The sequence below is a fragment of the Acidovorax sp. genome, from assembly GCF_046339755.1.
GTDB lineage: Bacteria > Pseudomonadota > Gammaproteobacteria > Burkholderiales > Burkholderiaceae_C > Acidovorax.
Map to the genome: position 1 here is coordinate 1 of NZ_JBKDTZ010000371.1, position 11112 is coordinate 11112.

General features: G+C 69.4%; 11 protein-coding genes. 8 read left to right on the forward strand and 3 right to left on the reverse strand.

Going from position 1 to position 11112, the window contains the following annotated elements; all coding sequences use genetic code 11:
* From ACK59X_RS31670 to ACK59X_RS31680, 3 genes are all read left to right on the forward strand, one after another.
* Nucleotides 1-480, forward strand: a 480-nt coding sequence (locus ACK59X_RS31670; RefSeq protein WP_409962958.1) for a di-heme oxidoredictase family protein, incomplete at its 5' end; no start/stop codon positions are given.
* A complete protein-coding gene (locus ACK59X_RS31675; protein WP_409962960.1) occupies nt 477-1571 on the forward strand; it encodes an imelysin family protein in 1095 nt (364 codons plus the stop codon). The genes ACK59X_RS31670 and ACK59X_RS31675, both read left to right, overlap by 4 nt.
* Complete coding sequence (locus tag ACK59X_RS31680) at nt 1555-2691, forward strand: DUF1513 domain-containing protein (protein ID WP_409962962.1); 1137 nt, start codon at nt 1555-1557, stop codon at nt 2689-2691. The genes ACK59X_RS31675 and ACK59X_RS31680 overlap by 17 nt, the downstream gene beginning before the upstream one ends.
* Here the strand turns inward: ACK59X_RS31680 and ACK59X_RS31685 are convergent.
* Nucleotides 2688-3599 (reverse strand): LysR substrate-binding domain-containing protein, encoded by a 912-nt coding sequence (locus tag ACK59X_RS31685; RefSeq protein WP_409962964.1) that lies wholly within the window; start codon nt 3597-3599, stop codon nt 2688-2690. The two genes, ACK59X_RS31680 and ACK59X_RS31685, sit on opposite strands and share 4 nt — an antisense overlap.
* 120 nt (nt 3600-3719) lie before the next feature.
* Between ACK59X_RS31685 and ACK59X_RS31690 the strand changes: the two genes are divergently transcribed.
* From ACK59X_RS31690 to ACK59X_RS31710, 5 genes are all read left to right on the forward strand, one after another.
* Complete coding sequence (locus ACK59X_RS31690; RefSeq protein ID WP_409962966.1) at nt 3720-4871, forward strand: CaiB/BaiF CoA transferase family protein; 1152 nt, start codon at nt 3720-3722, stop codon at nt 4869-4871.
* A 39-nt stretch (nt 4872-4910) separates the two neighbouring features.
* The gene (locus ACK59X_RS31695; protein ID WP_409962968.1) at nt 4911-5804 is read left to right on the forward strand and encodes a dioxygenase; all 894 of its coding nucleotides are present in this window, start codon (nt 4911-4913) and stop codon (nt 5802-5804) included.
* A 10-nt stretch (nt 5805-5814) separates the two neighbouring features.
* A complete protein-coding gene (locus tag ACK59X_RS31700) occupies nt 5815-6621 on the forward strand; it encodes a citryl-CoA lyase (RefSeq protein ID WP_409962970.1) in 807 nt (268 codons plus the stop codon).
* Nucleotides 6618-7574 carry a Bug family tripartite tricarboxylate transporter substrate binding protein gene (locus tag ACK59X_RS31705; protein ID WP_409962972.1) on the forward strand — a complete coding sequence of 319 codons (957 nt, stop codon included), beginning with the start codon at nt 6618-6620 and terminating at the stop codon, nt 7572-7574. Before ACK59X_RS31700 ends, ACK59X_RS31705 begins: the two co-directional genes overlap by 4 nt.
* 219 nt (nt 7575-7793) lie before the next feature.
* Nucleotides 7794-8777, forward strand: a complete 984-nt coding sequence (locus tag ACK59X_RS31710; protein ID WP_409962974.1) for a Bug family tripartite tricarboxylate transporter substrate binding protein — start codon at nt 7794-7796, stop codon at nt 8775-8777.
* 4 nt (nt 8778-8781) lie between these two features.
* On the opposite strand, the gene ACK59X_RS31715 is transcribed toward ACK59X_RS31710, so the two are convergent.
* Nucleotides 8782-8931 (reverse strand): hypothetical protein, encoded by a 150-nt coding sequence (locus ACK59X_RS31715; protein WP_409962976.1) that lies wholly within the window; start codon nt 8929-8931, stop codon nt 8782-8784.
* Between the two features lie 131 nt (nt 8932-9062).
* The coding region (locus ACK59X_RS31720; RefSeq protein ID WP_409962978.1) for a 3'-5' exonuclease at nt 9063-11112 on the reverse strand (2050 nt) is incomplete at its 5' end.

Sequence of the window (11112 nt, forward strand, 5' to 3'; positions counted from 1 at the left end):
ACCTTTGACGACGTGGTGTTCTACCAGGCCACGCTGGCGCCGCCCGCGCGGCGCAACATCAAGGACGCGCAGGTCGTGCGCGGCCAGGCGCTGTTTGCCCAGGCCCAGTGCGCCACCTGCCACCGGCCGAGCTATGTGACCAAGGAAGGCCCGTTCCCGCACCTGACGAGCAAGGCCCTGTCGGGCCAGCGCATCTGGCCCTACACCGACATGCTGCTGCACGACATGGGCGAGCGCCTGGCCGACAACCGGCCCGACTTCGCGGCCAACGGCCGGCAGTGGAAGACGCCGCCGCTGTGGGGCACGGGCCTGATCAAGGACGTGAACGGCCACACCCGGCTGCTGCACGATGGCCGCGCGCGCGGCGTGCTCGAAGCCATCCTCTGGCACGGCGGTGAGGCCGAAGCCGCCAAGGACCAGGTACTGAAGATGAACAAGGCCGAGCGCGATGCGCTGGTCAAGTTCGTGGAGTCGCTATGAAACACCATCTCCTTCGCGCAGCAGCGACCGCCCTGGCCCTGGGCGCCATGGTGCTGCCAGCCCAGGCCCAGACCGGCTGGAAGCTCAACGCCGTGCCCTTCTACGACACCACGCACGCGCTGCAAAGCCTGTATGGCCACTGGGGCAAGCCGCGCGCGCAGGAGCTGGCCACGGCCGCGCAGGCGCTGGCACCGGCCGTGCGCGCGCTGTGCGAGGCACCGGCTGGGCAATCGCAAGCCGCTTTGGCCAACGCCCGCAGCGCCTGGCAGCGCAGCATGATGGCCTGGGAGACGCTGGGTGCGGTGGCCGTGGGCCCCGTGATCGCACGGCGCACGCAGCGGCAGATGGATTTCGCGCCCACCCGCCCCGCTTTGATCGAACGCGCCATCAAGACCCAGCCGCAAGGCGCCAAGGCCTTCGAGCGCATCGGCACCCCTGCCAAGGGCCTGCCGGCGCTGGAATGGCTGCTGTGGGCGCAGCCCGTGGCCCCCGGCACACCGGCCTGCGGCTATGCCGTGGAAGCGGCGCTCGATATCGAGCGCGAGGCCGTGGCCCTGGCCAGTGCCTTCGACACCGCCGCCGGCACCGACTGGGCGGCCGAGGAAGAGCAGGAACGCTCCACCGCCGCCATGGGCGAGTTCATCAACCAGTGGGTGGGTGGCATCGAACGCCTGCGCTGGGCGCACATGGAGAAGCCTCTGCGCGCGGCGCAAGGCCGCGCGCCCGAGTACCCGCGCGCCGCCAGCGGCCAGGCCATCGCGGCCTGGAAGGCCGAGTGGAACGCCCTGCGCACCCTGGCCGTGCTGCCCGAAAGCGCGGCCACGCCCGCGCCCGGCGAAGCCCTGGTGCCGCTGGAGACCTACTTGCGCGGCCGCGGCCTGAACCCGCTGGCCGACCGGTTGCTGGCCACCACGCAGCGCGTGGACAAGGCCCTGCAGGCCATCGACCAGTCGGGCGCCACGGGCAAGGCCGGTGGCGAACGGGTGCTGCAGGCCTCCAAGGAGCTGGCCGCGCTCAAGCGCCTGGCCGAAGCGGAGATTGCCCCGGCGCTGCAGGTCAGCATCGGCTTCTCGGATGCCGACGGTGATTGACGTGCGTGCACCGCTGAGCCGCCGCCGAGCCCTGGTGTTGATGGGCAGCCTGGCCGCCGTACCCCTTGCCGCGCACGCTGCGCCCCAGGGCGCTGAAATGCAGCTGCTGGGCGCCTGGCAAGAGGCCGATGGCAGCTACCGCACCGGCGTGCTGGCGGCCCAGGCCGGCGGCCCCTCGCCCCTGCGCACGCGCCATGTGCTGGAAGTGCCCACGCGCGCCCACGGCCTGGCCCAGTTGCCCGATGGCAGCGTGGTGGCCACCGCGCGCCGCCCCGGCGACTGGCTGGTGCGCTGGCACCCGGGCCAGCCCGCCGACAAGGCGCAATGGCACTGGGTGGATGCGACACGCTCCTTCAACGGCCATGTGATCGCCAGCGCAGACGGCCGCACCCTCTACACCACCGAGACCGATGTGGACACCGGCGCCAGCCTGGTGGCACGGCGCGACGCGCGCAGCCTGGAGACCGTTGACGAGTGGGCCACGCACGGCATCGATGCGCACGAACTGATCTGGGCGCCTGCCGCTCATGGCGAAAAGCCGTCGCTCATCGTGGCCAACGGCGGCGTGCCCACGGCGCCCGAGACGGGCCGCACCAAGCGCGACCTGCACACCATGGATTCGAGCATCGTGCGGCTGCACGGTGACAGCGGCGAGCTGCAAGGCCAGTGGCGCCTGCCCGATGCGCGCCTGAGCCTGCGCCACCTGGCCTGGAATGCCGAGCGCACGGTGCTGGGCATTGCCCTGCAGGCCGAGCACGCAGAGGCAGCCGACAAGGCGGCCGCCCCCATCCTCGCGCTTTTCGACGGCCAGGCGCTGCGCCTGTGCCCGGCTGGCCAGTCGATGGCAGGCTATGGCGGCAGCATTGCCAGCACCGCCGAGGGCTGGGCCGTGAGCTGCCCGCGCAGCCAGGGCGTGGCCACCTTCACGCCCGATGGGCAGTGGCGCGGCCTGGTGGGGCTGGAGGAAGTCTGCGCGCTGGCCGTGGGCAGCGGCCGGCTGTGGGCGGCAGGGGTCTCCCATTCACTGGAGGATGCACGCGCGGCCAAGCCGCTCACCCACGCCCATGCCAAAGAGCTCACTGGCGCACGCATAGACAATCACTGGGTGAAATTCGGCTAACCCCGGCTGCGGGCCACATCCCGCAGGCTGCCGTGCAGCGCCAGCTTGCGCACGATGGTGGAGAAGGCACGCGTGGGCACCGACTCGCGCGCCACTGGCGACCACAGCATGCCCGGCGTGCGCACGGGCGTGGGGCTTTCGAGCCGCACCACCACCAGGCCTGAGCCGGGCGCCACCACATTGGCCGCGACGATGGAGGCCAGCTGCGTTTGGCCTACCAGCTCCATCATGGGTGCCAGGGTGTTGATCTCGGCCACCACCTGCGGCTCGGCGCCGCAGGAGCGAAAGCATTCGTCCAGCATCTGGCGCGTGGCAAAGCTCGCGGGCAGCAGCGCCATGGGCATGCGGTGCAGCTCCACCATGCGCACCCGCTTGCGCCGCGCCAGCGGGTGGCCGCGCGCGACCACCAGCACCATCTCCTCGTTGTACAGCGGCTCGAACTGCAGCGGCCCCGGCACGGCCGGCCGGTAGGCGATGCCCAGGTCCAGCGTGCCCTGCTGCAGGCGCGCGGCGATCTGGTCGGCCGGGAGTTCTTCCACCACCACCTTCACGCGCGGGTGGCGCTCGTGGAAGGCCGCGATGCAGCCCGGGATGAAGCCCAGGTTGAAGGTGTGCGTGGAGCCGATGTGCAGCTCACCCGCGGCCTCCGAGCTGTTCTGGCGCAGGGCGCCCAGGCCCAGGTCGATCTCGTGCAGGGCCTTGGTGCAGTAATGCAGGAACTCGTCGCCCGCCTCGGTCAGCGCCACGCGCTTGCCAGCGCGGTCGAACAGCGTGGCGCCGATCTCCTCTTCGAGCTGCTTGATCTGGTGCGACAGCGTGGACTGGGTCACGTGCAGCCGCTCGGCCGCGCGCGTGAAGTTGAGCGAGCCCGCCAGGGCGATGAAGTAGCGCAGGTGCCTCAGTTCCATGGTGGCTTGATGGCAGTGTTTGTTGATCGATGCCATCGATGGTATCCATGAAAAACAATCATTTCCAGGAATCCTGCGCGCCCCCTACAGTCGCCTCCAACAACGACAGGAGACAACGAGGTGCACAAAGTCCTCAGCGGTATCAAGGTGCTGGAACAAGGCACATTCATCACGGGCCCGGCGGCAGGCATGTTCCTGGCCGACCTGGGCGCCGAGGTCATCAAGATCGAGCAGCCCGGCGCGGGCGACCCGTTCCGCGCCTTCCGCGGCGGGCTCTACAGCCCGCACTTCCAGACCTACAACCGCAACAAGCGCAGCATCACGCTCAACCCCAAGCTGCCCGAGGATGCGGCGGTGTTCGACGAACTGGTCAAGGATGCGGACGTCTACATCCAGAACTTTCGCCCCGGCGCGGCCGACCGGCTGGGCGCAGGCGAGGCGCGGCTGCGCGGCCTGAACCCGCGCCTGGTGTACTGCGCGATCAGCGGCTTCGGCCAGTCCGGCCCGGCCGCCGGGCGCCCCGCCTACGACACCGTGGCCCAGGCCGCGAGCGCCTTCCTCAAGCTGCTGGTGAACCCCGCCAACCCGCGCGTGGTGGGCCCGGCGCTGGCCGATGCGATGACCGGCTTCTACGCCGCCTACGGCGTGCTCGGCGCCATCGTGGAGCGCGGCCGCACGGGCGTGGGCCGCAAGGTCGAGGTGTCCATGCTCGAAGCCATGTGCCATTTCAACCTCGATGCGTTCACGCACTACTTCTCGGAGGACGAGGTCATGGGGCCCTACAGCCGGCCCAGCGTCTCGCAGTCCTACGTGCTCGAATGCGCCGACGGGCTGTGGATCGCGCTGCACATGTCCTCGCCCGAAAAGTTCTGGCAGGGCCTGGCCAATGCCATCGAGCGCCCGCGCCTGTTCGACGACCCGCGCTTTGCGACGCGCGAAGCGCGCATCGTGCACCAGGAAGACCTGATCGAGCTGCTCGGCGGCCTGTTCCGCGAGCAGCCGCGCGCCACCTGGTGCGAGCGCCTCGAAGCCGAGGACGTGCCCCACGCCCCCATGTACGACACCCGCGAGGCCATGGAAGACCCGCAGGCCCGCCACCTGCAGCTGGAGGTGAGCACGGACCATCCCGAGGGCGGCATCTGGCGCACCATCCGCTCGCCGGTGAGCTTCGACGGCGAACGCGCACTGGAAGTCACGGCCCCGCCCACGCTGGGGGCGGACAACGAAGCCATCCTCGGGCCCATACGCCAGCGGCTGGGGCAACCCGCCTGACCAGCACTTCAAAAAGAAAACCATCCGGAGACAAGAACAATGACCCCATCGAACGAGAACGAACTGACCCAGGCCGTGCTGCAGCGCCTGGAGGGCGCCAGCGACCCACGCTTTGCAGAGATCATGCGCTCGCTGGTCACACACCTGCACGCCTTCATCCGCGAGGTGGACCTGAAGCCCGAGGAATGGATGCAGGGCATCGAGTTCCTCACCGCCGTGGGCAAGGCCTGCACGGGCCAGCGGCAGGAGTTCATCCTGCTGTCGGACACACTGGGTGCATCCATGATGGTGGTGATGCTCGACCAGCTGCGCGCAACCGCCCATGCCCAGGGCAGCCAGCGCATGACCGAAGCCACCGAGGCCACGGTCCAGGGTCCCTACTACTGGGAGGGCGCGCCCGAGCTGCCGCTGGGCGCCAACCTGTCGGAAGGCGTGAAGGGCGAGCCCACCTTCTACAGCGGCCGCGTGACCGACACGCATGGCCAGCCGCTGGCCGGCGCGTTGCTCGACATCTGGTCGGGCGATGGTGAGGGCGTGTACGACATGCAGGTCGAGGGCTCGGGCATGGCGGCGCGCGCCCGCGTGCGCACCGACGACCAGGGCCGCTACTGGTTCTGGTCCATCCGCCCGAGCTTCTACCCCGTGCCGGTGGACGGCCCCGTAGGCCGCATGCTCGACGGCATGGGCCGCCACCCCAACCGGCCCGGCCACATCCATATGATGGTCTCGGCCCCGGGGCATGCGCGCGTGACGACCCACCTCTTCGTGGCGAACAGCCCCTACATCGAGTCGGACGCGGTGTTCGGCGTACGGCCCAGCCTGATCGTGGACTTCGAGCAGCACGCCGCGGGCCAGGCGCCCGACGGCACGGCCCAGGCTGCGTCCTGGTGGTCGGCGCACTACGACTTCCGCCTCGAACCGCAACACGCCTGAAAGCCGCTCCATGAAAATCGGAAAATCCACCGTCCCGCGCACCGCCATCTGCACCTCCGACGAGCACACCATCGTCGTGCGCGGCCAGGACCTGTGCCAGGACCTGATCGGCCATGTGTCGTTTGCCGACTATTTCTTTTTGCTGCTCACAGGGCGCAAGCCCGACGCGGCCTGCAGCGCGGTGCTCAACGCCACGCTGGTGGCGATTGCCGAGCACGGCCTGGTGCCCAGCGTGCAGGCCAGCCGCATGACCTTTGCGGCGGCGCCCGACGCATTGCAGGGCGCGGTGGCGGCCGGCATCCTGGGCTGCGGCTCGGTGATCCTGGGTGCGTCCGAGACAGCAGGCCGCATGTTCGCCGACGTGGCGGCACGGGTCGATGCCGGTGCCACGCTCGACGATGCCGCCACGGCGGTCATCACCGAACTCAAGGCAGCGCGCCGCGCCATCCCCGGCTACGGCCACCCGCTGCACAAGGAGGTGGACCCGCGCGTGGGCCGGCTCATCGCCGTGGCCACCGAGGCCGGCGCCGACCTGCGCTACGTGCAGATCGCCCAGGCGCTGGAGAAGGTGATCCCGGGCATCGTGGGCAAGGAGCTGCGCCTGAACGTCTCGGCCGCCATCCCGGCGGTGCTGATGGGCGTGGGCTTTCCCGTGGCGTCACTGCGCGGCGTGCCCATCCTGGCGCGCACAGCGGGGCTGATCGCCCACCTGGCCGAAGAGGCCGAGACACCGAGCGGCTTCGCCCTCTCCTACCAGGCCACACGCGAACTGCAGTACGACGGCCAGGTGCCCGAAGGCTTCGGGGGTGCGGCATGACGAAGCGCCGCCAGATCCTCGCCGCTACCGTCCTGGCCCTGCTGGCGGGCAGTGCCGCAGCCCAAAGCGCTGGCCGCCCCATCAAGATGGTGGTGCCCTTTGCTGCCGGCACCTCGACCGACATCGTGGGCCGGGTACTGGCCGAAGCCCTGGGCCGCCAGCTCGGGCAGACGGTGGTGGTGGAGAACAAGCTCGGCGCGGGCGGCACCATCGGCAGCGAGATGGTGGCGCGCGCGGGCGCCGACGCGAACACCCTGCTCATGGGCACCGTGGGCACGCACGCCATCAACCCCACGCTGTACAAAAAGCTGCCCTACCAGCCGGTGCGCGACTTCGTGCCCCTGGGCTTTGCGGGCGCCACGCCCACCCTGCTGGTGGTGCCGGCCAGCGCGCCCTGGAAAAGTGTGGCCGACCTGCGCCAGGCCAGCGGCAAGGCGGTGAGCTTCGCTTCGGCGGGCAACGGCACCTCGGGCCATCTGGCGGGCGAGACGCTGAACATCCGCCTGGCCAAGGACTTCGTGCACGTGCCCTACCGCGACGGGGCGCAGGCGCTCACCGAGCTGATGGGCGGCAACGTGCAGTTCATGTTCTACCACCCGGCCGCCGTGCTGCCGCACATCCGCGCGGGCAAGCTGCGCGCGCTGGGCGCATCGAGCGCCAAGCGCAGCGCTGCGGCCCCGGATGTGCCGACACTGGCAGAGCAGGGCGTGGCGGACTTCGACCTGGTGGCCTGGTTCATGCTGTATGCGCCCGCCTCCATGCCGGCCGCGCAGCGCGACCAACTGCGCGATGCGACGCAGGCCGTGCTGGCCCAGGCCGAGGTGCGCGACAAGCTCGCGGCACAGGGCATTGAATCCGCAGCCATGAACGCGGCGGAAATGGCCACCTTCGGCACGGCCGAAATCGCCAAATGGGGCGAGGCCGTGAAACGCTCCGGCGCCCAGGTGGATTAAGCCCCGCAGCAAGCCATGAACACTGACCCCACAGCGCGCCCGGAGCGGCGGCGGCTCTGGCGCAGCCATGCCCGGTCCGAAAGGAGTGACGCCATCGATTGACCTAGGGACGGAGCTTTCCACACGACGCGGTGCGCGCCATGGCGGCGAGGCACCGCAGATATTCCACGCAAGCAACCACACAAGCGGGCACGAATGACCCGCAACAGGAGACAAGCAATGCGCAGAACGATGATGATCAAGACGCTGCTGGGCCTGGCCAGCGGCATGCTGCTGGCCACCAGTGCCGGCAACGCCCTGGCCCAGGGGGCAGAGTGGCCGAACAAGCCCATCAACATACAGGGGGGCTTTGCGCCCGGAACGCCGCCGGACATCTTTGCCCGCATGTACGGCGACTACGTGGGCAAGAAGCTGGGCGTGCCGGTGGTGATCGACAACCGGCCCGGCTCTGCAGGCAACCTGGCCTCGGACACGGTGGCCAAGGCGCCGGCCGATGGCTACACCTTCGTGTACAACCTGTCCACGGCCTTCACCATCAACCCCTACATCTACAGCAAGCTGCCCTTCGACCCCGACAAGGACCTGGTGCCCGTGGCCACCACCATGCGCCAGGGCCTGGTGCTGATAGCCACCAACAAGTTCCCGGCCAAGACCGTCAAGGACATGGTGGCGGCGGCCAAGGCCAAGCCGGGTACCTACTCGCATGCGTCCTACGGCGCGGGCAGCCCTTCGCAGCTGATCGTGGAATCGCTCAAGGACGAAGTGGGCATCGACATGCTGCACGTTCCCTACCGCGCCAGCCCGATTGCCGACCTGGTGGGCGGCCAGGTGGACACGCTGATGGAGCCCATCGCCACCGGCTACCAGCTCATCAGCAGCGGCAAGGTGCAGGCGCTCGCCTATTCGGGCCCCACGCGCCACCCGGCGCTGCCCGATGTGCCCACGCTGTCCGAGGTGATGCCCGGCTTCTCCATGATGTCCTGGCACGGCATCTGGGCACCCGCGGCCACGCCCCAGCCCATCCTGACCCGTTTCAACGCACTGATGGTGGAGGCCAGCAAGGACCCCGACCTGTCGCGCCGTATCAAGGAGCTGCACAGCGAGCCCCTGGGCGTGACGCGCACCGAGATGGCCGCCATGGTGCGCCGCGACGCGGAGATCTACAGCCGCGTGGTCAAGGCGCGCAACATCAAGGTCGATTGATCGCTCACTGCTGGGCTGGCACAGCTGCAGCGGCGGGCGGTGCCTCCTGGGCCTTGGGCTTGGGCACCTTGTCGCAGCCGGCCAGGGCCACGAGCGCCAGCACACAGGCGGCGGCCACGGCCGCGCGGGACAGGGGAGACGGATGGAACAGCATGGGCGGGGACCTCCCTGGCCGTCGGGACGGAGGGCATGCGCCGGACGGCACGGCGCAGCCCTTTAGGGCCTCCATTCTTGCGCCCAAGGCCGGCGCTGTCTGTAAGAAAGGGCGCCAAGAAGGCGCTCCCGTCAATCGACGATGGTGAGCTTGGCCACCGACAGCGCCAGCCACTTGGTGCCGTGGCGCGGGAAGCTGATCTGCGCGCGCGCATCGTCGCCCGTGCCTTCGAGTGCCAGCACCTTGCCCTCGCCGAACTTGGTGTGGAACACCGCGAGCCCCACCCGCAGCCCATGCGATGGCGCCGCCTTCTGCACCGGCACCGGCGGGCTGGCGAAGTGCTCGCTGCGCACGGCGCCATAGCCGCTGCGGTCGCGCTGGGCAAACGGGTTGCTGCCGCCCGCGTTGGGCGCATAGCTGCCAAAGCCCTGCTGCTTGGGCGTTATCCACTTGAGCGCGGCCTCGGGCAGCTCGTCGAAGAAGCGGCTCTTGACGTTGTAGCGCGTCTGGCCGTGCAGCAGGCGGGTCTGCGAATGGCTCAGGTACAGGCGCTTGCGCGCGCGGGTGATGGCCACGTACATCAGGCGGCGCTCTTCCTCCAGGCCCTCGCGCTCGTTGGCCGAGTTCTCGTGCGGGAACAGGCCCTCCTCCATGCCGCCGATGAAGACGCCATCGAACTCCAGGCCCTTGCTGGCGTGCACCGTCATCAGTTGCACGGCGTCCTGCCCGGCCTGGGCCTGGTTGTCGCCGGCCTCCAGCGCCGCGTGGGTCAAAAAGGCGGCCAGCGGCGAGAGCGTCTCGCCCGTGTCGGCATCGACGAGGCCGGCCACGGCGGGCAGGGCTTCGTCGGTCACCGGCGCATTCGGGTCCAGGCCCTGGCTGGCGGGGCTTTGCGTGAGGCGGTCGTTGCGCAGCTCGTCCACGGGCAGGGCCACGGCGTCGCGGCCAAAGCCCTCCTGCGTGACGAAGCTCTCGGCCGCATTGACCAGTTCCTCCAGGTTCTCGATGCGGTCGGCGCCCTCCTTCTCGGTGCGGAAATGCTCCACCAGGCCCGAGGTCTGCAGCATGGCCTCGATGATCTTGCGCAGGTTCATGCCCTCGGTCTGCTCGCGCAGCACGTCGACCATGGCGACGAAGGCAGAGAGGTTGGCCCCCGCCTTGCCGGGCACGGCGCTCACGCCGTCGTGCAGCGAGCAGCCCGCGGAGCGCGCGGCGTCCTGCAGCACCTCGATGCTGCGCGCGCCGATGCCGCGCGGCGGGAAGTTGACCACGCGCAGGAAGCTGGTGTCGTCGTGCGGGTTCTCCAGCAGGCGCAGGTAGGCCAGCGCGTGCTTGATTTCCGCGCGCTCGAATAAGCGCAGCCCGCCGTACACGCGGTAGGGCACGCTGGCGTTGAACAGGGCCGATTCGATCACCCGGCTCTGCGCATTGCTGCGGTAGAGCACGGCGATCTCCTTGCGCTCGAAGCCATCGCTCCTGACCAGTTGCTTGATCTCGTCCACCATCCACTGGGCCTCGGCCAGGTCGGTGGTGGCCTCGTACACACGCACCGGCTCGCCCGGGCCCTGCGTGGTGCGCAGGTTCTTGCCCAGGCGGCGGCTGTTGTGGCTGATGAGGGCGTTGGCCGAGTCAAGGATGTTGCTGTAGCTGCGGTAGTTCTGCTCCAGCTTGATCTGCTGGCGCACGTCGAATTCGCGCACGAAGTCGGCCATGTTGCCCACGCGCGCGCCGCGGAAGGCGTAGATGCACTGGTCGTCGTCGCCCACGGCGATCACGCTGCCGCGCGCCTCGAATCGCCCGCCCACGTCGGTGCCCGCCCGCAGCTTGAGCCAGGCATACTGCAGCTTGTTGGTGTCCTGGAACTCGTCCACCAGGATGTGAGCGAAGCGGAGCTGGAAGTGCTCACGGATGGAGTCGTGGTCGCGCAGCAGCTCGTAGCTGCGCAGCATCAGCTCGCCGAAGTCGACCACGCCCTCGCGCTGGCACTGCTCTTCATACAGCTGGTAGATCTCGACCTTCTTGCGGCCATCGCTGTCATGGGCCTGCACGTCGCCCGGGCGCATGCCCTCTTCCTTGCATCCGGCGATGAAGTACACCAGTTGCTTGGGCGGAAAACGTTCCTCGTCCACGTTGTGCTGCTTGCACAGGCGCTTGACGGCCGAGAGCTGGTCCTGTGTGTCC